This window comes from Spiroplasma endosymbiont of Nomada ruficornis (genome assembly GCF_964030795.1).
GTDB lineage: Bacteria > Bacillota_I > Bacilli_A > Mycoplasmatales > VBWQ01 > Spiroplasma_E > Spiroplasma_E ixodetis_A.
On record NZ_OZ034962.1, the window covers coordinates 373,453 to 398,379 of the forward strand.

Sequence of the window (24,927 nt, forward strand, 5' to 3'; positions counted from 1 at the left end):
ATTGGAGTGATCTTTTGTATAATTATCGTTCCAATTTTATTATATACAGTATTTCTATTCATAGTAATTATTTTTATTTTTAAAATAAAAGAAAAAAATAATAATTTTTGAGATGCAATCGAAAATTGTGAAATTATTAATAATTACTATGTTCATTAATTTTTATTAATATACTTTATCTTATTAATAATTTAAAAACTAAATATTTTCTAAATATTATAATATTTTTATTATAATGTTTTTTATTTTTTTTAATAATTTTATTTTATTCGCTGAATTATACTTGTAAGTGCAAGTAAATAAAATTGCAAAAAATTCTCATATAAAAATTTCATAATTCTAAATTTAGTTTAGAAAAAAGTAAGGAGTTTTTATATGAGTTATAAACATCTTGGCATAGATGAAAGGATTTATATTGAGAATCAATTGAAATTTAAATTTAAAATTAGTGAAATAGCTAAAAATCTTAATCGAAGTATTAGTACTATTATTCGAGAAATTAATAGAAATAAAGATAATAATCATTATTTTTCATTAATTGCACAAAATAAAGCTGAAAATCGAAAACAATCACATATTAGTTTTCATAAGTTTAAAAATAAGAATTTAGTAAAATATGTACAACAAAAATTACTATTAGGTTGATCACCTGAACAAATTTATGGCAGAATTAAAAATTTTCATAAAGAGTGAGTTATTAGTTTTAAAACAATTTATACTTGAATTTATTTTGGAATGCTTGATAAAGTTACTAGTAAAAATTTAAGAAGAAAAGGTAAAAAACGAAAATCTAAAGAAAATCGTGGCAAGTTTAATGGTAAATCAATTAAAGAACGAGATATAAATGTTAATGATCGTATAACACTTGGTCATTGAGAAGGAGATACTATAGTATCATCACGAGGTAAAAGCAAATCATGTTTAATAACTTTAGTTGAAAGAGTATCACGATTTACTTTAGCAATATTAGTTAAAAACATAACTACTAAAGTTATTAATAAAAATGTCAGTTATTATTTATCAATTCTTCCTAAAAACATTGTTAAAACTATTACTTTTGATCGTGGCAAAGAATTTTCAAATTGACAACAACTTGAAAAAAATTTAGATGTAAAAATTTATTTTGCAAATCCATATTCACCTTGACAAAGAGGTACTAATGAAAATACTAATGGTTTAATTAGAGAAAAATTTCCTAAAAAATTTATTTTTTCAAAAACTAATAAAAATGAAGTTCATAAATTTATATTGTCTTTAAATCAAAGACCGAGAAAAATATTAAATTATCTTTCACCAATCGAATATTTGGATAGAAAAATAATTTAGTTGCACTTACCTTTACAATTTAGCATTCTTTTAAAAAATAACTTCCCTTGATAATTTTGATTAGTTTTATCACTATAGTTTTTGCTTCCAATATATAAATTATTATCTGCAAGTAATAAACTTACTACCGCACCATAATCTTTATTTCAACCAAATACTTCAGTAAAAGTAATACCACCATCAGATGACTTATATAATCCACCTTTAAAAAATTTATTATCAATCACTTGAACTCTACTTCCAACATATAAATCATTATTAACAACAGCTAAACTTCAAATCTCACCATAATTTTTATTATTTCTTCAACCAATAGTTTCTGTTATTTTTTCTCCTTTAAGAGAAAGTTTAAATAGTCTACTTTCATATAGTTGATTTCTACTTCCAATATATAAATCATTACCAAAAACTATTAAACTCCAAACTTCACCATTATTTTGATTTCATTTTTTTAACAATTCTAATATTCCATTAGGCTTAAATATTAATAAATTTCCAGTATATGTACCAGTTTTAGTACCAATATACAAATCATTATCAATAACCGCTAAACTTCTAACTTCACCATATGTTTCAATTCAATCCTTAATTTCTGATACCTTTTTATTAGATTCAATCATAAATAACTTACCATAACAATCAGAAGTTCTTGTTCCAACATATACATTATTACCCATAGCTACTAAACTATAAACTTCTCCTGTTATTTCTGATATTTGTGTCAAAATATTTTGTTCAGGAGAATATCTAAAAAGTCCATTAGCAAAAGTTGCTACATAAACAGTTCCATCATTAGTAACAACTAAACTAGAAATATAACCATTAATACCACTAATTGGTGTTATTATTTTGTCTTTTGTATTACTTGCATTATCTTTAATTTTATATACACCATTACTAGTTCCGACATATAAATCATTATTTATATTTAATAAAGTTGATATTGCACCATAAGATTCAGGTCAATTAAAAATATTTAATTTTTCTTGATATACCCCCTCATTTTGAACTAATATTTCAGAAATTGCTATAATACCACCGATTAATCCACCAGCCAAAACTGCCCCACCAACCATTCCTACAATAACTTTTCTTTTTCTTTTAATTTCTTTTGGCATAAATTAAAATCTCTCCTTAATTTTATTAAATTTTTTGTAAATTAATTTTACATTATTATTAAAACAAATTATTGATATTCTTATTTTACACATATATAGTGTTTATAATAAAAACACCTCTAATTTATTTAAAGAAATACAAATTTTAAAAAAAAGAAAGTTATATAAATAAAAAAGTAAATTATAAACAAAAATAATATATAAAATTCTAGTAATACTATAATAATAAAAAAATATTAGATAATAGTAATAAAAAAAGAGTCTCAGACTCTTTTTTTATTATATTAACGTTTTGAAAACTGCGGTGCTTTTCTGGCTGCTTTTAAACCATATTTTTTACGTTCTTTTTTACGTGCATCACGAGTTAATAATCCAAATTGTCTTAATAATACTCGATAATCTTCTGACACCTTAACTAAAACATTAGATAAAGCTAAACGTGCTGCACCAGCTTGACCAGTTCTTCCGCCACCTTCAACTTTGATATTAATTTCAAAGTTTTCTAACGTATTAGTTACTTTTAAAGGTAATAACATATCTTGAACTAAGATTTCTTGTTCTAAATATTTTAAAGGCTCAAAACCATTAATTAATATTTTTGATTGACCAGTATTTTTTAAATGAACACGGGCAGTTGACGTTTTACGTCCGCCTGAACTTGAATAAGTTACGGGTTTATTAGATGTTGTCATAAAAGTCTACTCCTATTAGCCTAATATTAAAACTTCGGGGTTTTGGGCTTGATGTTGATGTTGATCATGGTTATAAACATGAAGATGTGTAAATTGCTTACGACCTAAGGTAGTATTTGGTAGCATACCTTTAATCGCTATCTCTACTAATTCAGAAGCATCTTTAGCAATCATACTTTGTACATTACGTACACGTAATCCACCAGGATATTGTGAATGGTTATAATACTTCTTATCTTGTAATTTATTACCTGTTAATTTAATTTTGTTTGCATTAATAATAATGATATAATCTCCACAATCTAAATGTGGTGTAAATGAAGGTTTATTTTTACCACGCAATATCATTGCAACTTTAGTTGCAAGACGTCCTAAAATTAAACCACTGGCATCAATAACATATCACTTTTTTTCAATGTTACTGAAATTCATTGTTGTTTGACGCATTTTTTTCTCCTTACAGTGTAATTTTTACCGGGACTACATTGCTTAAAGCATTAATAATTATATAGAAACTTATTTAAAAAAACAAGTATTATCAAAGATTTAATAATTATTTTTACACAAAATTATCGATTACAAAATAAATAATTAAAAGTTATAACTAACTCTTATAAAAATATTTATTTTTTAAAAATATAGTATTATTTTCTAAAAATAATTACATTAAACATTTTTTTTATTATATATTATTTTTTTCAATTATAAACTTAAATTAAGACTTATTTAAAATACTTTTTAAATAAGTCTTAATTTAATTCTACAAAAATACAAATTAAAAAATATATACCAAAATATATCATTATTTAAACAATAAATGCTGAATTATACTTGTAAGTGCAAGTAAATAAAATTGCAAAAAATTCTCATATAAAAATTTCATAATGCTAAATTTAGTTTAGAAAAAAGTAAGGAGTTTTTATATGAGTTATAAACATCTTGGCATAGATGAAAGGATTTATATTGAGAATCAATTTAAATTTAAATTTAAAATTAGTGAAATAGCTAAAAATCTTAATCGAAGTATTAGTACTATTATTCGAGAAATTAATAGAAATAAAGATAATAATCATTATTTCTATTAATTGCACAAAATAAAGCTGAAAATCGAAAACAATCACATATTAGTTTTCATAAGTTTAAAAATAAGAATTTAGTAAAATATGTACAACAAAAATTACTATTAGGTTGATCACCTGAACAAATTTATGGCAGAATTAAAAATTTTCATAAAGAGTGAGTTATTAGTTTTAAAACAATTTATACTTGAATTTATTTTGGAATGCTTGATAAAGTTACTAGTAAAAATTTAAGAAGAAAAGGTAAAAAACGAAAATCTAAAGAAAATCGTGGCAAGTTTAATGGTAAATCAATTAAAGAACGAGATATAAATGTTAATGATCGTATAACACTTGGTCATTGAGAAGGAGATACTATAGTATCATCACGAGGTAAAAGCAAATCATGTTTAATAACTTTAGTTGAAAGAGTATCACGATTTACTTTAGCAATATTAGTTAAAAACAGAACTACTAAAGTTATTAATAAAAATGTCAGTTATTATTTATCAATTCTTCCTAAAAACATTGTTAAAACTATTACTTTTGATCGTGGCAAAGAATTTTCAAATTGACAACAACTTGAAAAAAATTTAGATGTAAAAATTTATTTTGCCAATCCATATTCACCTTGACAAAGAGGTACTAATGAAAATACTAATGGTTTAATTAGAGAAAAATTTCCTAAAAAATTTATTTTTTCAAAAACTAATAAAAATGAAGTTCATAAATTTATATTGTCTTTAAATCAAAGACCGAGAAAAATACTAAATTATCTTTCACCAATCGAATATTTGGATAGAAAAATAATTTAGTTGCACTTACCTTTACAATTTAGCAATTAAATACTAAATTTTATTATATAAATTTAAATTATTTTTTTAAAAAATAATAACTAAAATTTAATGATATTTAATTGCAAAAATGAAAAATAATATTTGACAAATAACATTACTTATCCTATAATTAACAAGCATTCACGAAAGCAGCAAATAAGTATTATTAAGTTGCAAATAGTTTACCCTCAAAGATTATTCTTTTTATTAGTAGAATTTTCTATTAATCTTAATAGTAACCAGTGCTGTTCTGGCGAATTGTAAACTATCTTAATGAGAACTTATTAAAGTCTCTTTGTGTTTGTATACATTCCAAGGAGGTTTTTATTATGTCAAGATATACTGGTCCGGTTTTTAGAAAATCAAGAAGATTAAACTTCTCAATTCTTGAATCTGGTAAAGAATTTGCAAAAGGAAAAAAGCGAACATTCGCTCCTGGACAACACGGTCAAAAAAGAATTAAACTTTCTAACTATGGATTACAATTACAAGAAAAACAAAAAATTCGTTTCACTTATGGTTTAAATGCTCGTCAAATGAAAAATTTATTTGATGAATCAAAAAAAACTCATGGTGTTACTGGTACTAACTTGTTGGTATTCTTAGAATCAAGATTAGATAATATTGTTTTTCGTTTAGGTTTATCTTTAACAAGAAAAGGTGCTCGTCAATTAGTAAATCATGGTCATGTTTTAGTTAATGGTAAAAAAGTTAATATTCCTTCATATCGTGTTAAAATAGGAGATAAAATTACTATTACTGAAAAAGCACAAAAAAATGCAAAAATTATTGAAGCATTAAGCGCTAATGCTTCAACATTACCATTTATTGAATTCAATAAAAAAACATTTATTGGTACATATGTACGTCATCCACTACGTGACGAACTAAATACTGATATTAATGAAGCATTAGTTGTTGAATCATATGGACGTGCTTAAAATTAATAATTAATTTAAAATCTGTTATCAATTGATAACAGATTTATTTTTTAGATGGTAAATATCAATAAAAGCATTTATTATTTTTTTGATTTTTGAAAAAATAAAATATAAATTAATTATCTATTAATAAATTTCCTTAAAACAAAAGTAACAATTAATTTTCTACAACTACTATGTCAATTAAATTAAATGATATAATGTTAATTATAGATGAGTAAAGGAAGAATAAAAATGATTAAAAATGAAATTTCTGAAAAAATAGTTAGTATTACTTTTGTGATAGCTGTTATGATAACAGCTATTGGCTGATTAGGAATTAGTAAAAACAAAAAGAAATATTTAATTTTATGAATAGCTATAATTCCTTTAATTTTTAGTAACATATTTTCATTTTTTACTAAAAATTATTATGATAATATTTTACTAATATCAGTATTAACGATATCTTATTTAATTTATATAGGTTTTTTAATCATTAGTACTTATCGATTTATTAAGACAAAAGACAAAAAAGAAAGTAATAATAAACAAGTAGAAAATACTATTGATTTAATAAAAAATAAAATATTGTAAAAGTTACCCCAAAGGGTAACTTTTATATGTTCTCTATAAATAATGAACTTAATATAGGTTCATATTATATAACATTATGAAAACTATTTGAACCATTACCATTATTAGGAATATGTTCTTGATTTGCTGCATCAATAAAATTTTGTTGTCTTGTTAATGGACCATTTTCTCAAATTTGATTAATTCTTGTTTGTAAGTCAGGATTATTAGGTTCTTTATATTTATTAGCATTCTTTCATCTTGAATTTGGTGTTTCAATTTCTTCTTTTCTAGTAACGAATTCTTTATATATTTCTTCTAATTTTTTAAACTTTTCTAATTCATCAACATTATTAAGAGCATTTACTATTTCTTTTAATAGTTGGATATTAATTCGATGTTGAAGTGACATATAAAAAGGATTATAAGAAACAGAATATCCTGCTTTACTTTCTGCATTATAAATTTTCTCTTCAACGTCTATATAGTCATTAATATTATTAATTAATTTACCTATATTTATTCTGAAACTGTCAATCATATTTTTCTTATATTCTTTAGGTGTGTTTTCTAATGTTTTTCTTAATAAATCATCTAACATATTCTTTATCTTCCTTTGCTTATTAAAATTAACTTAATAAAAATCCTAATATAGAAAATATCTATACTAGGAAAGAACATTTATTAAATTACTAGGTAATAATATCATATTTTTTTTAAAACACAAAGAAAAATTACTACTCCAGTTATAAGTAAAAATTAAATTCCTCAACTATTTTTTTATTTTTATTAAAACGGATTATAAATATTTTTTAAATTTTGAATAATATGTTCTCTTACTATTACATCTTTCATTGAATTAGTAAAAGCAGAAATTTTAGGCTTTAAAAGATTATAACGACCCATATTTTTTGGAAGTGTAGTATCTATTCTTGGCATATCTTTTAAATTATTATCACATACTTGTACTACTTCCGAATATAAATTAAGTATATTAGCATAAGCATTAAAAACTAATACCATATAATTAACATCTAAAAAATTATCAACTCCGTGTTGTTGCAAGATTTCTATAATTATTTTTTTATTAGCATTGATATCACCTGTTGATTCCATTTCTTTTAGAGCATTAGCAATTTTATCGGTTTCATCTACTCTTAATATACCTATCATTTTTAACTTTTCAACAGTACTGTAACATTCCTCATAAGTTGTATTATTTTTTAATTCATTTATACTCTGCTTTAATGTTTCACTATTTTGATATAAATCAATAACAGTGTTAATGTCTGTTACATTAACATTTAAAAAAGGAAGATTATTATCAATACTACTAAATATTTTATGAGTAACAGAAGTTGTTGGTATTTCATTTTTAATAACACCATAACTTAATAATTTATTACCGAAAACACTAGTACCCATCATAATTATTATGATACTACCTAAAATACTCATTCTAATAAAATTAATTAAAATTCCCGCTGTAGCATTTATTGCTTTGTGTTCAATTTTATTTTTATTAAAAAGTACAAAATATAAAATAATATAGATTATTCAAAATAAAATATTAATACCAATAATTCAAACAATAGCATATATCAAAAATCCAATATTATCAGTTAATAAATTCTTAAATGAAGCAAAACTACCGCTAAGGTCACTAAACCATGGTGATACCATATTTTAAAAGAATCTATTAACATTGGTTTAAATGCCAACATTAAACCAATACTAAGTAAATTACCAGCGCTAATAAATGTTAATGCTCTTCCCCCAATAAAAAAGCCAGCAACAATACCAAAAATAATAATAGCAAAAATAATAATATCCCATAATAATGGAGAAACATTAATAAATATCATATTTAAATACCCTTCCTTATTTATGAACAACTATAAAATAATGACGCTTACCTTTTTTAATAACTGTTACTTGATTATTAATTGCGTTTTTTTTACTAATAAGAAAATTTATATTGGTAATTTTTTCACCATTAACAACAATTGAACCTTGAATAATTAGTTCTCTTGCTATTCTTTTTGAATTACAAATTTGATTATTAACTAAAAAATCAATTATTTGTTCATTATGATTAAGATTAAAATGTGGTACATCTTTTAAAACCTGTAAAATCTCAGATGATTTCATTTGATGAATCCGGTCGTGGAAAAAAGCATTAGTAATATTAATAGCACTAAAATATCCATTTAATTTATGAATAAATACTGTTAATAAAGCTGCTAAAATCTTTTGTCCATAATGTTGCTTAACATCACTGTTATGAATTACTAAAATTTTTGCTATTTGTTCTTCACTAAATAAAGTTAAAGAATTAAAAAAAGTAGGCAAATCTTTATCTTCTTGATTAAATAAAAATTGATATAACTCATAAGGCGAAGTTTTTTCACTATTTAAAAATATAGCACCTTTTTCGCTTTTACCAAATTTTTCACCATTAGATTTAGTTAATAAATTAATAGTAATACAGGCAGCATGATGTTCATCACCTTTTTGTTTTCTAATTAAATCTAAACCGGAAGTAATATTTCCTCATTGATCACTACCACCAGATTGAATATAACATTGCTCTTTTTCATATAAATGATAAAAATCATACGCTTGTAATACCATATAAGAAAATTCAGTATAAGAAATTCCAGAATTTAAACGATTAGCAATCATTTCTTTGCCTAACATTTGATTAACATTAAAATGCTTACCAATATCACGCAAAAAAGTTGTAATTGTTAGTGGGCCTAATCATGTTTGATTATTAATAATTTTAATTGGTTTAATTTTATTGTTTAATGTTCCCAATGGTAATTTTAAAAATGTAATTCAAGTTTCTACATAACTATCACAATAATTTAACAATTGTTTAAAGGAAAGATTATTTAAATCACTTTTCATAGTAATTCACTTTTGATCAAAATTACAAATTTCATATAAAGTTTTTAGTAATGATGCTGATAATCCTAATTCTTCTCAAGGTAAGGGCAATGTTTTTAAAATACTACTTAAAGTCTGTTGATATTGATTATTTGGATTAATACTTTTAATAATCATCTCTAATGTTTCATATTCTTTATCATTTAATAAATTACATGTTTTAATTAATTCTAATGATGTTAAATTATCAATATTTTCATAACTTAATAATGTCACTAACTGCTCTTTTATTTTTCTAACATTAGTTTGTAACACATTTTCATCTAATAAATTACGTTCTTTATTTTTACCACTTGGATCACCAATCATTGCCGTTGTACCACCAATAACAGCAATTGGTTGAAAACCAAATATAGCAAAACGATGCAATAAAATAATTTGTAGTAAATTACCCAAATGTAATGAATCATTACTTGGATCAAAACCACAATATATTCCTTTTCCTAATTTTCCTGCATTAATTACTTTATCTATGCTACTAATATCTTTTAAGATATTACGTCATTTTAATTCGTCAATAATATTGGATTTTATTATATTATTCATAGCATCTCCTATTTATTTTCATCTAAAATATCATCAACTAACAAATCAATAGTTGTAATAACTGTATCGTTATTATTACTTGCATTATTGTAATTAATAGATGTAGTTTCTTTAAATATTTTATCGCGAAATTCTAGATAGCGCGATGGTAAACTATCATATATTTTTTGTTGTTCTCTATTTTTTTTAATTTGTGCAATTCTAGTATTATCAAGATTACTAGAATTATTATACGCTACTTCTTTTTCACGAAAAATATTTTCTTTAGTTTTTTTATCAACATATTGCTCAATAGTGCTAGAACTGCTATCAGCTTTTTTAATATTAATTGGAATAGTAGTTATTTTTTGATGATTAAGACCAAATATAGGTGAAATAATACTACTTAACTGATAAGGTTCTTTTTTAGCATTATCAACATTAGTAGTAACATTTTCAATTTCAACTTCTGTATTTTCTATTGTCATAATAACTCCTTAATGATAATCAATAATTAAATTATAACATTTTAATGATTAATTATTCCTAATATAAAGTGAATAATTTTCATAATCTTCATTAAGATAAAAAAATTACTAGTGAATATCAATTAATTTTATAAAAAGTACTAATACTTTTCTCAAATTTATTTTTAATCAAAAATAAAATAATAAAAAAGTAGTACTTATTTATAAAGTACTACTAAAAGTGTATTAAATTGATTTTATTCAACACTAAATGTGTCATATAAATTTGAAGTATCAATATTATCAAACCCTACAGCAAAAAACTCACTAATAGATGAATCCAACCCATTAATTATTTTTAAGATTGCAACTAAAGATACGTTTCTTGTTCCTCTTTCAGCATCAGAAATATAATTACGATGTAGGCCGCTTGCTTCTCCAAGTTTCTCTTGTGAAAATTTTCTACCTTTTTGATTACGTAAAGTTTTCATTCGTTTTCCAAAAGCATTCAATAAATCTTGACGACCTTTGCTTAAAATTTCTTTCTTTTTCATTGTATGGCCTCCTCTTATACTTTTTATTATTAACTTACAATGTTTCTTGATACTTTTTCTTAATTTCGCGAATTAAATGATTAACCCCAGACTTAGTAATGACAAAACCAGTTTCTTGATAGTAAAGTTCACCCAATTCTGAAAGTGATGCTTCAGGATTTTTTAATCTTAAATTTGAAATAATTTGAGCTTTTAATGACAACGCTTTGAAAAGTTTTTTATCCTTTAAAACAGAAATCATTATAACTTGCTGGTCTCCAGCATTTAAAATTTTTTGTTGATTAGAAATATCAATATTATTAAAACGATTAATATTATTAAATAATTCTCGTGAAATGCGTTTATCTTCAAAAGCGAAAACTGCTTGTGGACAATCAATTATTTTTAAAAAGTCAGAAATTACATTAGATTTTTTTAGATAAAGCACCGTTTTATTACGACGTTTTATTATTTTAAAGTTTAATTTAAAAATTTGTAATAAAATATTTTTAATTTTTTTAGCCAACATATCATTATGAAATTGTAATTCCAAATGGTAGTTAGGTGTTGAAGGAGAATTGATACTGCCAACTACAAGGAAGATTCCTGCGATATACGCTCTTATACAATGCTCTTTTATTATATGCTGGTGCATAGCTTCTTTCTCAATAAAAAGATATTTATCTTGAAGCATTAAATCATTAATAATAAAATCAATTTTATTATTAATACGAATATTATACACCTTTGGACGCTCAAATTTATTTAAAACATCCACCATAACTATCAATTTTACATCTTTATATTGATTTTTTAAAAATTTATATATTAACCTAGTGGTTTTGTTATGAAAACTATGAATAATAATCTCATGATTTATTTTATCTGAATTTGTAATCTTACCATTAATAAGCGAATATGCTGATAGCAAAGATTTCTGACAACAATTTTTAAAACTTTTTTGACAGATTTCATCTTTTACACTTGTTGTAAATGATATCATTACTATCACCTCAATTGTACACTTTATTCATTAAAATTATCAATAAAATTTATTAAATATTGTGCTGCAATCGCTCCATCGTTAACAGCAGTTACTATTTGTCTTAAATTTTTAGCAATTACATCACCAGCTGCATATAATCCTGGGATTTTAGTTTGACACTTATCATTAACTATAATATAACCATTGCTATCACAAATATCTAAATCTTTAACAAATTTTGTAACAGGATCAGAACCAATATAAGGAAATAAGGCATCAGTAGTAATTTCACTAATTTCCTTAGTTTTAATATTTTGAATTTCTAATTTACCTACTTTTTTCTTATCCTCAGTACCTAATACTTTTAATACAACATGATCAGTTATTAAATTAATATTTTCATTATTTTTAACTTTATTAACGGTTTTATCATCAGCACGAAATTGATCACGACGATGAATAAGATTAACTTTATTAGTAAATCTTGTTAAATATAAAGATTCTTCACAAGCAGCATAACCACCGCCAACTACACTAATAATTTTATTCTTAAATAAAGCACCATCACAAACAGCACAATAAGAAACACCACGATTAGCATATTCTTCTTCACCAGGAACACCAATTTTACGTTCTAATGAACCAGTAGCTATAATTACTCCTTTAACAATAAGAACATCACCACTACTTAAAAGGACTGTTTTAATTTTATGATTTTCACTATCTGTAATTTTAATAACCTCATCAGTAACAAATTCAACTTGTAGTTTCTCAACTTGCTTTTGCATTTTTTCTGATAATTCAGGCCCTAAAATATAATCATAACCTGGATAATTTTCAATTTCAGAAGTTTTAATCATTTTTCCACCAACAATATATTTTTCAATAATCACAGTTTTAAGATTTGCTCTTTGTGCATAAATAGCAGCTGTCATTCCTGCTGGACCACCACCAATAACTACTAAATCATAATCATATTTATTTTCTTTATTAGTATGATTTTTCATATAATCATTCTCCTTTACGAAATCTTGATGGTGCAATAATTTGTGCAAATATTACTAAAATAACACCTAAAATAATTCACATTCCAGAAACTATCATTGAAGTTGAAACATTGGCTATTTTCATAATGTCTCTATTATCACGAAGTGGTTCTAAAATCATTCTAATAATACCATAAAAGACAAAGTATAAACTACCTGATACTCCTGCATACGTTACTCGATAATTATTAGGATTATACATAGTATTTAAAGATTTAGAATGTGGTTGCATATTATATTTAATCTTTAAATATCATTTTTTTATCTTTGATTTAACTTTTGAATGTGTTTTAACATCTTTTCAAGGTATTTTTTCAACACTTTTAACACTATTCTTATTGGGTGTAAAATCAAAATATGCTTGTTTTCAACTTTCATATTTAAATTTACGATATCCATGAATTTTTTTAATAACCGTTCAAGGTTTTAAAAAATCTTTTCCAACAATTGGATTAGTCTTTAAAGGCGAAATAAATTGCGAAGAATCTAATTTTCATGTTTTTTTACTAAATATTTGTCCTGTTTTTGGTACAAAAAACGTTAAAAAGAATCAACTAAATAATGAAGATAATGACTCATATAAAAATAAAGGTTGACGATAAACAGCAACAGGATCTCGATTATCGCTATTAAAACCATAATGTAAATGATTATTTATTCATGTTGGTAATCAACTGAAAGGATGAGCAACATCAGTTCCTAGTAATTCTTGATTAAAAAAATTACCTCATCTACCAATCGCTTGACCTAATAAAATATTTGGAACAATACAATCAATAAAAACTCACATTGAAATTTGTAACTGTTTTGAAGTACGATAAAAAATAAAGAACCCTACTATCATTCCAACTGTAACGCCTCCTTCAATTGCCATACCACCTCTTCAAACGGCAACTACATCAAGTGCATTTGCAATTGTGCTAGTATTATTAAGAACATATCATGCTCTTGCTCCTATTAATCCTGCTAATGCAATAACTAATGTTCCTCATTCTAAAGTTTTAGTTGGAATATTACGACGATATAATTTTATTCATGAAGCAATGACAGCAGTTAAAAAACCTATTGCCATTAATACTGAATAAATATGAATTCCCGTTCCCGGAATATCGGTAATTAAACTATTGTATCCATCATCATTAATCATATTTTTTCCTTTTTGATAATTTAATAATTAAATTATTTCTTTTTTGTTAAATTTCTAATTATTTGTTTTTGAAAACTAGCAGTAGCGTCTTGACCTTCATCTTTTAACTTTAAACTAATAACTGCTGCTTCAATTAAATCAGCTAAATTTCTTCCTGGACTAACAGGAATAATTATTTTAGGCACTTTAATTTCAAAAAAAACATCAAAGTTATTATGATCACCAAGTCGATCAACTTTAGTTCAACCATCATTTTCAATTCTAATTAAATTAATAATTAAATTTACTTGACTCTCATGCATTATAACATGATATCCATACATTTTGGTAATATCTAGGATACCTATTCCTCTAATTTCAATTAAATTTTTAATAATCGGATTAACTTTTCCTACAATTTTATTGCTGACTTTTAAAATATCAATACTATCATCGCCAACAAATAAGTGCCCATTACGTAATAAATCTAATGTTGTTTCTGATTTACCAATACCACTTTCACCTGTAATTAGGACACCATAACCAAAAATATTTACTAGAGTACCATGTAAACGTTTAGATTCAGATAAACGTTCAACAATATACGTAGAAACTGTTGCTGCAAATTCAGAAGTAAAAAATAATACTTCAATAATTGGAACTGTTGAATTAATTGCTTTAGCACAGTCACATAATTCTTTTTTAAATTTAAAATTAGGTGTTACAAAAATAGCAGGAATATGATCTTCTAAAATATTACTAAAATGGTTCTTAAATTCTATTTTTGGTAAAGAAGAAATATATTCGCTTTCTTTACTGCTTAATAAAATTATACGACGACTACGTGAGATTTGTTTAGTTTTAAATCCTGTTAACTCTAAACCACCACGATTAGTACCAATATTAGTAATAATTCTTTTTTCAATTGGAATTTTGGGATTAATATATAAAATTGTTAAATTAAATTTTGTTATTATTTCGCCAACACTAAGGTTTTCCATACTTAATTTCCTACCTTTTATAATTAAAATTTTTGATGAATTTTAAACATAATATAATTATATATAATATATCAACAGAAAGTTTATTATTAACAAAAAATATACATAAGTTTCTAAAAACGCTGAATTATACTTGTAAGTGCAAGTAAATAAAATTGCAAAAAATTCTCATATAAAAATTTCATAATGCTAAATTTAGTTTAGAAAAAAGTAAGGAGTTTTTATATGAGTTATAAACATCTTGGCATAGATGAAAGGATTTATATTGAGAATCAATTGAAATTTAAATTTAAAATTAGTGAAATAGCTAAAAATCTTAATCGAAGTATTAGTACTATTATTCGAGAAATTAATAGAAATAAAGATAATAATCATTATTTTTCATTAATTGCACAAAATAAAGCTGAAAATCGAAAACAATCACATATTAGTTTTCATAAGTTTAAAAATAAGAATTTAGTAAAATATGTACAACAAAAATTACTATTAGGTTGATCACCTGAACAAATTTATGGCAGAATTAAAAATTTTCATAAAGAGTGAGTTATTAGTTTTAAAACAATTTATACTTGAATTTATTTTGGAATGCTTGATAAAGTTACTAGTAAAAATTTAAGAAGAAAAGGTAAAAAACGAAAATCTAAAGAAAATCGTGGCAAGTTTAATGGTAAATCAATTAAAGAACGAGATATAAATGTTAATGATCGTATAACACTTGGTCATTGAGAAGGAGATACTATAGTATCATCACGAGGTAAAAGCAAATCATGTTTAATAACTTTAGTTGAAAGAGTATCACGATTTACTTTAGCAATATTAGTTAAAAACAGAACTACTAAAGTTATTAATAAAAATGTCAGTTATTATTTATCAATTCTTCCTAAAAACATTGTTAAAACTATTACTTTTGATCGTGGCAAAGAATTTTCAAATTGACAACAACTTGAAAAAAATTTAGATGTAAAAATTTATTTTGCCAATCCATATTCACCTTGACAAAGAGGTACTAATGAAAATACTAATGGTTTAATTAGAGAAAAATTTCCTAAAAAATTTATTTTTTCAAAAACTAATAAAAATGAAGTTCATAAATTTATATTGTCTTTAAATCAAAGACCGAGAAAAATACTAAATTATCTTTCACCAATCGAATATTTGGATAGAAAAATAATTTAGTTGCACTTACCTTTACAATTCAGCACATTGATCTAAAATTAGCTTTATTATTTGGACGTTTTGTATCTAAATTTGTTTCAATATAATCACAAATACGATTACGAAAGACTTTAACTAATTTTTCATTTTCTTTATCAGCAAAATTAAAATCAGCAAAATTAAAAATTCGTTCTCAACCGACTTCTAGACCAAAAAGTGATTTATATATTGTCTTAAATTGGTTTTTATTAGTTTTAACTTGTTCTAAATATGAAACGATTACTGCTCATAATAAACAATTACCATCTCTTTGTACATCTTTAATTGCCATGGTGATGTGTGCTCCTTTAAAAGAAAAACAGTTACTTTAAAAATAAAATAATAAACTGAAATTTTGAATAAATATATTGGGGTTTTAATCTTCGTTGCTTTGCAATTCATCGTAAATTGGTAATAAATATTACTACTTATAATATAACAAAAAAACAAAAAAATAATAGCAAATCATTATTAAAATATTATATATAAATATTTCATAATTTAATTTTATTTAATAAAAAATATATTATAATACTGTCCTAACAAAATAAAATTAACCTATAAATAAAATATAAGGAGATTTTTAGAAATGAAAATTCAGAAACTTAAAAAAATAAATTTAATAACACTATCACTATTGATTTTAACTATTTTGGTTATATTTACTTCTTTAACCCTAATAGATTTTTTTAACATAAAAAATGATATAAAATATATTCCTTCTTTCTATAATCATTATCGAAAACAAGAAATAATAACAAAAGAAAATGGTTTTAATTTAATAAAAGAACATGGTTTAATTTATATGTTAACTAATAATAAATTATATTTTTGTAAACATTACCTCTTCCAAAATATTGTTGAAAACTATAATCTTAAATCATTAGTACAACTAAAAATTGGAATTGTTTTTGCTATAATTTTAAGTCCAATAATTTTATTATTTATAACTATATTACTAATCTTTTTAAATATTTATTTAAAAATAAAAAAAGTAGATAATAACTTTTGAGATGCTATTGAAAATTGTGAAATTATTAATAATTACTATGTTCATTAATTTTTTATTTATTATTAGAAATTAAAGTAAGAAATTTAAAAACTATTGATTATATTTATTATTTAATATAGTAAGCATAGATAAAATTATATGCTTACTATAAATTTTTAATTACTCTTGATAAAACTAACTGAATATTATCATTATAAATTTCTACCTTTCCTTCCATTAAAATTACTTTATTAACTTGTAAATATTCTTGATATATTTGATATAACTTTTCAAAAACCGTTACTTCAATAACATTACTATCATTTTGCATTTCAAAAAAAGCCATTAATTTTTTAGTTTTAGTTTTAATTACTCTAATATTATTGATAACTCCATATACTCTAACATGTTGATCAACATAATTATTAATATATGCTAAATCAATAGCTTTATTATGAGGATCTAATTGCTCTTTTCATAGTAATTTAGGATTATATTTTAAATAAAGTCCTAATGCACGATGTTCATTAATACTATTATTATTTCAATCATCTTCTCTTTGTAACATAATTGGTTTAGCAATTAAATTAAAATTTAATGATAATTCGCCACTAGTTTCATTTTTTACCTGCACCATATTGGCATATTCTAATGCAGCATCCAAGTTTAATAATAACATTGTTCGATTTGATTGAATATCATCTAAAGCACCAGCAGCAATTAAATGTTCAATGTTTTTACGATTCAAACCAATAAATATTGCTCGAGCACAAAAGTTAAAAAAATCTTGAAAAAATCCATTACTAGTACGTTCTTTAATAAGATTACTACAACTACCTTGACTCATTTGCTTAATTGCTTGTAAACTATAACGAATAGCTTTTTTACCACCATCAATTAAAAAATCAATGTCAGAAAATTGAATTGATGGTGGTAAAACTTTAATTTGATATTTTTGACATTCATTCAAATATTGTAACATTTTTTGATCATTACCAATAACGCTACTTAATAACGACACCATAAATGCCAATGGATAATTTGCTTTTAAATAAACTAAATAATAACTAATTAATGAATAAGCGACAGCATGAGATCGATTAAATCCATAACCAGCAAATTTTTCAATATCTTCTCATATTTTCTTAACAACTCTTGGTGAATAACCTCTATTAACAGCACTTTTAATAAATGAGTTTGCTTGTTCTTTCATAACTGTAGTATCTTTTTTACTAATTGCACGACGAATTAAATCAGCTTTTCCTAATGAATAACCAGCAACTTTCTGTAAAATTAATAATATTTGTTCTTGATAAATAATAATGCCATAAGTTGATGCTAAATAAGGTTTTAAATCTTCATGAATATACGTAACTTTTTGTTTTCCTAATTTACGATTAATATAATCTTGAATGTACTCTTGTGGTCCAGGACGAAATAAAGAAGAACTAGCAATAATATCTTCTAAGTTATCAACTTTCATTTTAATTAAAATTTGACGCATTCCTGAAGATTCCAATTGAAAAATACCGGTTGTATCACCATTTTTAATAATGTTAAAACTTTTTTCATCATTTAAAGGAATTTGAGATAATTTTAAATTTAAAAAATAATGTTTGCTTACTTGTTGTAAAATATTTTGCAAAATAGTTAAATTACGTAATCCTAAAATATCCATTTTTATCAAACCAAGAGTTTCTAGGGTTTGCATTGGAAATTGCGTTTGATAAATACCTTGAAATCCTAATTGTAATGGAATAGCAGTAACTAACGGTGCTCTTGTAATAACGATTCCTGCTGCATGAGTACTAGTTTGTCGTGGAAAACCAAGAATTTCTTTGGTTAAAATAAACAATAAAGGATACTTATTTGCATATCATGCTAATTTTGGTGATTGTTTAATAGCCATATCTATTTCAAAATTATATTGAATTGGTATTAATTTTGTCATTTCATTAATATCTTCAATATTAACTTGAAAAACTCTTCCCAAATCACGAATTGCCATTTTACTAGCAATTGTTTGAAAAGTAACAATATATGCAACATGTTCTTTGCCATATTTTTGATGAATATAATTAATAACTTCATCTCTTCTTGTATCTTCAAAATCTATATCAATGTCTGGTAATGATATTCGTTCTGGATTTAAAAATCTTTCAAAAATTAAATTATAAGCAATAGGATCAACACCAGTAATTCCTAAAACATATGCCACTAAACTACCAGCAACACTTCCTCTACCTGGTCCAACCATTATATTCTTGCTTTTTGCAAATTTAACATAATCATTAACAATTAAAAAATAATCAGCAAAACCCATTTCATTAATTACTTGTCATTCATATAAAACTCTTTTAACGTATGTTTCAGGAATTTCACGACTTTGAAAATGCGCTTCTAATCCCTGCTTACATAATTCTTGCAAATATAAATTACTAGTAAGATTATTAGGGCAAGTAAATTTTGGTAAACTTAATTCTGCACTATTTGGCTTATTTTTAGGAAATTTTAAATTACATAATCAAATAACCTTTTCAATATTTTCAATAATTTCATTTGGATAATGTTGCATTAAATCTTGTTTAGTTTTATATAAAAACTCATTACTTTTTGATAAATCTTCTGATTTTAATGTTTTTTGTTCTTTAATAGCTTGTAAAATTTGATAAGTACGATGTTGTTTTTCATCTAAATATAAAACCAAATCAATTGGAATAATATTAGATGTAATCGATTTTAATAAAGTAATATTATCCATATCACTAGGTACTAAACCAAAATAAACTAATTCATGACCTGTTGAATTTAAAATATCATAATTATTTTTAATATATCTAATATTTTTATTATTAGCATGAATAATAACTAAAACTTCACGTGTTTGATTAAGATATTTTTTTACATCATTAGTAGTAACAATATTATTATTAGTACTAATAATAGTAGAAAGCTCTATTAATCTTTGATAACCAGCATATGAAGTTGCCATAATAGTTAATTCAACTTTATCAGTAGCACTTTCTCAAACACAATTTAAACCAATTAATGGTTTAATATCATTCTCTATACATAAATTACAAAATTCATAAGCACCATACATTATATTTTTATCTACTAAAGATAGAACTTTTAAATTATTTTTTTTAGCAAATTCAATATAATCACTTATTTTAATAGTTGATGAAAGAAATGAATAATTAGAACGAACATTTAAATTAACTATATATTTCATACTATCCCCTACAATTCTTGAATGACTTATATTACAAGTTAATTTTAACATCATTTTATCTTGCTAGGTTATTCTTAAGTTATTGTTTTTAATACAAAACTATTTAAAACACTTAAAATCAACTTTTTTAGAAATAAAATAAAAAAATAAATTTTATTTCTAAAATTTATATTAAAAAAGAAAAAATAAACATTATTTTTTTCAATAGCTGAATTATACTTGTAAGTGCAAGTAAATAAAATTGCAAAATTCGGGAGCGTACCGAAGATGTCGATAAATAAAAATTTTTAAAAATAACTCCTTTCTTTTTTAAACTATTAAATTAAAAAATAAATGACAAAAGACGAGAATAAAATTCTTGTCTTTTTTTGTAATTGTAAAATTTTAAAATTTTTAATAACCGTCTTTAGCACTATTATCAACACGTGTTAGGGAAATAAAAAAGTGAACTACAACATAGTTGTTAAAAATAGTAGCTAGCATGTGGACTTGCATGGATAAATAAAAAGTGGAGTGATACCTAATAAAATATACTAACCAGAAATGGTAATTCTTGGGGTGGGAGCGAATTGGAAACTAGTATATATAGACCCGGAGTGGGGACCAACTATTATTCTTTATTTAACCAACCTTGCCACTACCAAGTGAGCAAGTGTTGGTTTTATTTTTTATTTTTTTTTGAAAAATTTTTGGGCGAGAAAATAAATTTCAAACTTGTAAAAAAAATTGAGCGGGACCGGTTCAATTAAAATATTAATTTGCTAAACGCAAATTAAATAAATATTGAATCGAATGCCTCAATGTTTTTTAAAATTTCACAATTTATTTTTGAGCCCAGAATTGCTGGAATGAATAAAACAAATAGTAGTATTATTAATAATCTAAGAATAAAAATATATGTTCTTTATGCTAGAAGCAACAGAACATATTAGGAAAGGATTATTATGCAAATAGAATTTAAAAAAGAACAAATTGTTAAAGATAAACCACAATCTATTCTTATGGATTATGTTGAATATAAATTATCTCTTCCAAAATGAATGATTAAAAATAATTCTTTTATTGTTGATAACAGTTGCACATATTGAGTTTTTAATTTAGAAAATATTAAAAAAGAATTAAGTGGTAATGAATTAATAAAGTTATTAGAACCATATATTAAAGACCAAAAAATAACTGTTAATAAACCAACTGCTCCAAAAGAATATTATCTTAATGATATAAAACTTGAACAATTAACATTTTATGAACAGCATAATAGTTGATTTATGGGTGAAATAACAGATAACAAAACTAAAATTACTAATCCTTGTTTTAAATATAACATTACGTGAGAAGAAAACAGAAAAGGTTTTAAAATAAATAATCCATATAAACATGATGATTTACCAATTAATTATATATTTACTTCTTATAAGGAAATTTCAACTCATAATGAAAAAGTATTTTTGTTGAACATGTAAACAAAATAAATTAGATTATTTATTCTTTAATACTAATGATATAAAAACAAGAAAATATTTTTTAAGAGATAAAAATAGTAAAGCAATTTGTTATGACTGTATTTTAAATATTAGGTTAAGTAGGAGGTATAAATATGAATAAAGAAAAAATACTTGAATATCTTAAAGATGAATGAGAATGAAATAAAGAAATGAGAGACGATGAAAAAGTAACTAAACTTTGAAAAAGTTGTTTTAATGGAAGATTAAATCTTATATCTCAATTAAATCAAAAAATTAAAAATGGTGAATTTGATTAATAATGCAATATGACTTAATTATTGGGATTGACCCCGCTGGTATTGGTAATAATGGAATTGTTATATATTCAAATGAAACAAATAGGATTATTTATACAGAAACATTCAACACAACACATGTTTTTGAAAGTAAAAATCGTTATAAAAGAATATTATCAATAATCAAAGAACAATTTTTTGAAAACAAAATATTAGTTATTGTAGAAAATTTCTTTTTAAGTTCAAAACAATTATTAACTAATCCATTAGCAACTCCTAAAATTATTGGTTCATTAATGGTATTAGTACAAGATGTTTTCAACTGAGATTATCTAGAAAACCAACCAAAAAATAAAAATAAAATAACAAATTATAAAGGAAATATAAAATTAACAAAACATGAACAAGATGCATATAAACACATTCAATACTATTTAAGGAATTATAAAAATGAAAGATAAAGCCAATTATGTCAAATTAACAGTAAAACTAAGTAACACTATTGAAGCAAAATATTACGAAAAAGGTAATAAAGAATTATATTATAGTGTTCGTGGTCAATGAAATGGTTTAAACTATGTTACTTTAATTTTTAATAATCCAAAATTTTATAACCGATGTATTTTATTAAACAAAAACGATGAAATTATTGTCACTGGTCAAATTTTTAATACTTTAAACATTCCTAAAAATCGTGTATTTTGTTCAATTAATGTTAAATGATTTAAAAAATGAAAAGAGTAAAAAATGATATGATGAGAAATTTTATTAATAGCACCAATATTAATAACAAGTATAACACTAATAATATTTTTGATATTTATTATTAAAGAATTAAAAAATGAATATAAAGTATTAAAAATATTAAGTGAAATTGCTAATCAAATTGAAAATAAGGAGAATAAATAATGAAATGTTTTCTTTGCATGCATGGAGAAATATATTCTCCAAAAACCTTGTATAAAATAAAAAAATTGAAAAAAATAATTTACCAAGATAGAGATATTGATAGTGAAGATTTTAAGAAAAGATATGAATATCTTTTAAAAAAATTAGGTGATGGTGATAATCAAATTATTTGAATAAATTTCTTAATAAAGCAAGAAAGAAATAATAGAAAGGAGAATAAATAATGAATAAAGAAGTATGTTGTGAAGATTGTTGTGTATGTGATAAAAAACATGATTTATTTACTTGCGAAAAAAACTGCTGAGAAAATGTATGTGAACATTGTTATCAAGGTGATAAAGAACATAGAAATAAAGTTGATGAAATTAATAAATCAAGACATAAAAATTGTATTAATAAAGAAAGATTTATGCAATATATTAAAAACACATATCGCTTAAACGGATATTATGAAGAAGTTTATAAACCAATTAAAACCAGAATTAAAGACCGGTGATTTGATAATGACTAATTATTTACTTTCAATTGACCCAAGTATTAAAAATACTGGATTTACTTTATGAAAAAAAGTTTATTTACATGATAAATATGATTTTTGAAATTGAAAACCAATATTTGTTAAAAGTTATAATTTAAAAGAATATGATGGACAAAGAAAATTTTATTGAGATATAAAAGTTAATGATAATGAATTGGATTTAATTATTGAACGTGGTACTTTTAATTCAAAAAATGGTATTGGTTATGAAACTCAAGAACATTTACGTGGTTTTATTGCAGGACAATTTAATAAATTATTAACAAAAGATATGTTAATAAGTCCAAGTGAATGAAAGAAATGATATGAACGTTATGACCCACCTATTTTTTGATTAAGACCTTGAGATAAAGAACTAAGTATATATGTTGCTGAAGAAATTATTAAAGAAAATAATTGAAATATAAAAATATCAAATCATGATGAAGCAGATAGTTTATTAATTGGTTGATATTATTTAAATAAGGAGAATAAATAATGAATAAAGAAAAATTACTTAAATATATGAAAGATATAATTAAATGAACTAAAAAAATTAATTATACAAACTCTGATTTGGACAAAAATATTTTAAATTTATTAATTGAAAAAATAGAAAAAGGTGAATTTGATAATGACTAAATTAACAGATTTATTTGGTCAAGATAAAATAGAAATATTTTCACCAAATCCCAAAGATTTAACAGATAGTAATGATATAAAAGCAATTATTTTATGAAAATATCCTAATGTTATTGCTGAATATTTAGTTGTTTCTCAACCACATGCAAATACTGCTATTTTAGTTGGTGATAACGTTCACTATACAGGTTGAGTTGAAGTGTTTATTAAACCAAAAAATGAAGGAGTAAATGAAAATGCCAAATGACACGAATGTACAATCAAATAACTATACTTTATTAAAAATAATAAGAATTGGAATAAGTCCATTATCAGCAATGATTGGTACAAGTGCTTATTATGGTCAAATTATTGGTAATCCAGTATTAGGAAGTATTAATGCTTTATTATTTAGTAAAAAGTTAGGAATTGATATATGAAACTTAAATCAAATGCCAAGTACTAAAAAGAAAATATTAAATTCAAGTAAAAAAAATATTATTAGGTTTAGGAACTATTGGTTTAATTAATTATGCAAAATTTACAAAAATCAATCCT

Annotated in this window: 34 protein-coding genes; 19 read left to right on the forward strand and 15 right to left on the reverse strand. The window is 23.4% G+C overall.

Annotated elements, in window-relative coordinates:
- Positions 1-375: 375 nt before the first annotated feature.
- Positions 376-1,326, forward strand: a complete 951-nt coding sequence (locus AAHM79_RS02260) for an IS30 family transposase (protein ID WP_342258014.1) — start codon at positions 376-378, stop codon at positions 1,324-1,326.
- On the opposite strand, the gene AAHM79_RS02265 is transcribed toward AAHM79_RS02260, so the two are convergent.
- The 3 genes from AAHM79_RS02265 to rplM all read right to left on the reverse strand — a co-directional run bounded on the left by AAHM79_RS02265 (position 1,323) and on the right by rplM (position 3,583).
- Complete coding sequence (locus AAHM79_RS02265) at positions 1,323-2,444, reverse strand: hypothetical protein (protein ID WP_342258015.1); 1,122 nt, start codon at positions 2,442-2,444, stop codon at positions 1,323-1,325. The genes AAHM79_RS02260 and AAHM79_RS02265 overlap by 4 nt on opposite strands.
- 284 nt (positions 2,445-2,728) lie before the next feature.
- A complete protein-coding gene (rpsI, locus tag AAHM79_RS02270; RefSeq protein ID WP_252319874.1) occupies positions 2,729-3,136 on the reverse strand; it encodes a 30S ribosomal protein S9 in 408 nt (135 codons plus the stop codon).
- 15 nt (positions 3,137-3,151) lie between these two features.
- Positions 3,152-3,583, reverse strand: a complete 432-nt coding sequence (rplM, locus tag AAHM79_RS02275) for a 50S ribosomal protein L13 (protein ID WP_342258016.1) — start codon at positions 3,581-3,583, stop codon at positions 3,152-3,154.
- A 476-nt stretch (positions 3,584-4,059) separates the two neighbouring features.
- On the opposite strand from rplM, the gene AAHM79_RS02280 reads away from it, so the two are divergent.
- The 4 genes from AAHM79_RS02280 (at position 4,060) to AAHM79_RS02295 (ending at position 6,547) form a co-directional block, all read left to right on the forward strand.
- Positions 4,060-4,221, forward strand: coding sequence for a helix-turn-helix domain-containing protein (locus AAHM79_RS02280; protein WP_342257378.1), 162 nt, complete (start codon positions 4,060-4,062; stop codon positions 4,219-4,221).
- A complete protein-coding gene (locus tag AAHM79_RS02285) occupies positions 4,221-5,009 on the forward strand; it encodes an IS30 family transposase (protein ID WP_342258230.1) in 789 nt (262 codons plus the stop codon). Before AAHM79_RS02280 ends, AAHM79_RS02285 begins: the two co-directional genes overlap by 1 nt.
- Before the next feature lie 350 nt (positions 5,010-5,359).
- Complete coding sequence (gene rpsD / locus AAHM79_RS02290; protein WP_174480874.1) at positions 5,360-5,971, forward strand: 30S ribosomal protein S4; 612 nt, start codon at positions 5,360-5,362, stop codon at positions 5,969-5,971.
- Positions 5,972-6,205: 234 nt separating this feature from the next.
- Positions 6,206-6,547 (forward strand): hypothetical protein, encoded by a 342-nt coding sequence (locus AAHM79_RS02295; protein WP_338958972.1) that lies wholly within the window; start codon positions 6,206-6,208, stop codon positions 6,545-6,547.
- Positions 6,548-6,611: 64 nt separating this feature from the next.
- Here the strand turns inward: AAHM79_RS02295 and AAHM79_RS02300 are convergent, their stop codons facing one another.
- The 10 genes from AAHM79_RS02300 to hprK all read right to left on the reverse strand — a co-directional run bounded on the left by AAHM79_RS02300 (position 6,612) and on the right by hprK (position 15,161).
- A complete protein-coding gene (locus AAHM79_RS02300) occupies positions 6,612-7,127 on the reverse strand; it encodes a hypothetical protein (protein ID WP_342258017.1) in 516 nt (171 codons plus the stop codon).
- 188 nt (positions 7,128-7,315) lie between these two features.
- Positions 7,316-8,209, reverse strand: a complete 894-nt coding sequence (locus AAHM79_RS02305) for a hypothetical protein (protein WP_342258018.1) — start codon at positions 8,207-8,209, stop codon at positions 7,316-7,318.
- Positions 8,149-8,391, reverse strand: coding sequence for a hypothetical protein (locus AAHM79_RS02310; protein WP_342258019.1), 243 nt, complete (start codon positions 8,389-8,391; stop codon positions 8,149-8,151). Before AAHM79_RS02310 ends, AAHM79_RS02305 begins: the two co-directional genes overlap by 61 nt.
- 16 nt (positions 8,392-8,407) lie before the next feature.
- A complete protein-coding gene (tyrS, locus tag AAHM79_RS02315) occupies positions 8,408-10,024 on the reverse strand; it encodes a tyrosine--tRNA ligase (RefSeq protein WP_342258020.1) in 1,617 nt (538 codons plus the stop codon).
- Between the two features lie 8 nt (positions 10,025-10,032).
- Positions 10,033-10,491, reverse strand: a complete 459-nt coding sequence (locus AAHM79_RS02320; protein ID WP_342258021.1) for a hypothetical protein — start codon at positions 10,489-10,491, stop codon at positions 10,033-10,035.
- Between the two features lie 236 nt (positions 10,492-10,727).
- Complete coding sequence (locus AAHM79_RS02325) at positions 10,728-11,024, reverse strand: helix-turn-helix domain-containing protein (protein WP_252319896.1); 297 nt, start codon at positions 11,022-11,024, stop codon at positions 10,728-10,730.
- A 34-nt stretch (positions 11,025-11,058) separates the two neighbouring features.
- A complete protein-coding gene (whiA, locus tag AAHM79_RS02330) occupies positions 11,059-12,006 on the reverse strand; it encodes a DNA-binding protein WhiA (protein ID WP_342258022.1) in 948 nt (315 codons plus the stop codon).
- A 23-nt stretch (positions 12,007-12,029) separates the two neighbouring features.
- Positions 12,030-12,995 (reverse strand): thioredoxin-disulfide reductase, encoded by a 966-nt coding sequence (gene trxB, locus AAHM79_RS02335; protein WP_342258023.1) that lies wholly within the window; start codon positions 12,993-12,995, stop codon positions 12,030-12,032.
- Positions 12,979-14,181: a prolipoprotein diacylglyceryl transferase gene (locus AAHM79_RS02340; RefSeq protein WP_342258024.1), complete on the reverse strand. Its 1,203-nt coding sequence runs from the start codon at positions 14,179-14,181 to the stop codon at positions 12,979-12,981. Before AAHM79_RS02340 ends, trxB begins: the two co-directional genes overlap by 17 nt.
- Before the next feature lie 32 nt (positions 14,182-14,213).
- Positions 14,214-15,161 carry an HPr(Ser) kinase/phosphatase gene (gene hprK, locus AAHM79_RS02345; RefSeq protein WP_342258025.1) on the reverse strand — a complete coding sequence of 316 codons (948 nt, stop codon included), beginning with the start codon at positions 15,159-15,161 and terminating at the stop codon, positions 14,214-14,216.
- A gap of 225 nt (positions 15,162-15,386) precedes the next feature.
- Here hprK and AAHM79_RS02350 point away from each other — a divergent pair, with 225 nt between their 5' ends.
- Positions 15,387-16,337: an IS30 family transposase gene (locus tag AAHM79_RS02350; protein WP_338979395.1), complete on the forward strand. Its 951-nt coding sequence runs from the start codon at positions 15,387-15,389 to the stop codon at positions 16,335-16,337.
- Here the strand turns inward: AAHM79_RS02350 and AAHM79_RS02355 are convergent.
- Positions 16,255-16,647: a hypothetical protein gene (locus tag AAHM79_RS02355; protein ID WP_342258026.1), complete on the reverse strand. Its 393-nt coding sequence runs from the start codon at positions 16,645-16,647 to the stop codon at positions 16,255-16,257. The two genes, AAHM79_RS02350 and AAHM79_RS02355, sit on opposite strands and share 83 nt — an antisense overlap.
- Positions 16,648-16,944: 297 nt before the next feature.
- Here AAHM79_RS02355 and AAHM79_RS02360 point away from each other — a divergent pair, with 297 nt between their 5' ends.
- Entirely contained in the window at positions 16,945-17,415 is a 471-nt protein-coding gene (locus AAHM79_RS02360; protein WP_342258027.1) for a hypothetical protein, read from the forward strand.
- Positions 17,416-17,512: 97 nt separating this feature from the next.
- Here AAHM79_RS02360 and AAHM79_RS02365 read toward each other — a convergent pair whose 3' ends face one another.
- Positions 17,513-20,581, reverse strand: coding sequence for a DNA polymerase III subunit alpha (locus AAHM79_RS02365; protein ID WP_342258028.1), 3,069 nt, complete (start codon positions 20,579-20,581; stop codon positions 17,513-17,515).
- A gap of 800 nt (positions 20,582-21,381) precedes the next feature.
- Between AAHM79_RS02365 and AAHM79_RS02370 the strand changes: the two genes are divergently transcribed.
- The 12 genes from AAHM79_RS02370 (at position 21,382) to AAHM79_RS02425 (ending at position 24,899) form a co-directional block, all read left to right on the forward strand.
- The gene (locus AAHM79_RS02370) at positions 21,382-21,513 is read left to right on the forward strand and encodes a hypothetical protein (RefSeq protein ID WP_338958910.1); all 132 of its coding nucleotides are present in this window, start codon (positions 21,382-21,384) and stop codon (positions 21,511-21,513) included.
- A gap of 12 nt (positions 21,514-21,525) precedes the next feature.
- Positions 21,526-22,044 (forward strand): hypothetical protein, encoded by a 519-nt coding sequence (locus AAHM79_RS02375; RefSeq protein ID WP_342258029.1) that lies wholly within the window; start codon positions 21,526-21,528, stop codon positions 22,042-22,044.
- A 134-nt stretch (positions 22,045-22,178) separates the two neighbouring features.
- Complete coding sequence (locus AAHM79_RS02380; RefSeq protein ID WP_338957566.1) at positions 22,179-22,343, forward strand: hypothetical protein; 165 nt, start codon at positions 22,179-22,181, stop codon at positions 22,341-22,343.
- A gap of 2 nt (positions 22,344-22,345) precedes the next feature.
- On the forward strand, positions 22,346-22,783 hold the full coding sequence (locus tag AAHM79_RS02385; RefSeq protein ID WP_338957565.1) for a hypothetical protein: 438 nt from the start codon (positions 22,346-22,348) through the stop codon (positions 22,781-22,783).
- Entirely contained in the window at positions 22,773-23,066 is a 294-nt protein-coding gene (locus AAHM79_RS02390) for a hypothetical protein (RefSeq protein WP_338957564.1), read from the forward strand. Before AAHM79_RS02385 ends, AAHM79_RS02390 begins: the two co-directional genes overlap by 11 nt.
- 3 nt (positions 23,067-23,069) lie before the next feature.
- Positions 23,070-23,231, forward strand: a complete 162-nt coding sequence (locus tag AAHM79_RS02395; RefSeq protein WP_338957563.1) for a hypothetical protein — start codon at positions 23,070-23,072, stop codon at positions 23,229-23,231.
- Positions 23,232-23,248: 17 nt separating this feature from the next.
- Complete coding sequence (locus tag AAHM79_RS02400) at positions 23,249-23,455, forward strand: hypothetical protein (protein ID WP_342257316.1); 207 nt, start codon at positions 23,249-23,251, stop codon at positions 23,453-23,455.
- The gene (locus tag AAHM79_RS02405; protein WP_342258030.1) at positions 23,455-23,742 is read left to right on the forward strand and encodes a hypothetical protein; all 288 of its coding nucleotides are present in this window, start codon (positions 23,455-23,457) and stop codon (positions 23,740-23,742) included. The genes AAHM79_RS02400 and AAHM79_RS02405 overlap by 1 nt, the downstream gene beginning before the upstream one ends.
- Positions 23,681-24,247, forward strand: a complete 567-nt coding sequence (locus AAHM79_RS02410; protein WP_342257836.1) for a hypothetical protein — start codon at positions 23,681-23,683, stop codon at positions 24,245-24,247. The genes AAHM79_RS02405 and AAHM79_RS02410 overlap by 62 nt, the downstream gene beginning before the upstream one ends.
- Positions 24,247-24,390, forward strand: coding sequence for a hypothetical protein (locus AAHM79_RS02415; RefSeq protein WP_338957559.1), 144 nt, complete (start codon positions 24,247-24,249; stop codon positions 24,388-24,390). Before AAHM79_RS02410 ends, AAHM79_RS02415 begins: the two co-directional genes overlap by 1 nt.
- On the forward strand, positions 24,383-24,658 hold the full coding sequence (locus AAHM79_RS02420) for a hypothetical protein (protein ID WP_338957557.1): 276 nt from the start codon (positions 24,383-24,385) through the stop codon (positions 24,656-24,658). Before AAHM79_RS02415 ends, AAHM79_RS02420 begins: the two co-directional genes overlap by 8 nt.
- Positions 24,627-24,899 carry a hypothetical protein gene (locus tag AAHM79_RS02425; protein ID WP_342257221.1) on the forward strand — a complete coding sequence of 91 codons (273 nt, stop codon included), beginning with the start codon at positions 24,627-24,629 and terminating at the stop codon, positions 24,897-24,899. The genes AAHM79_RS02420 and AAHM79_RS02425 overlap by 32 nt, the downstream gene beginning before the upstream one ends.
- Positions 24,900-24,927 lie beyond the last annotated feature (28 nt).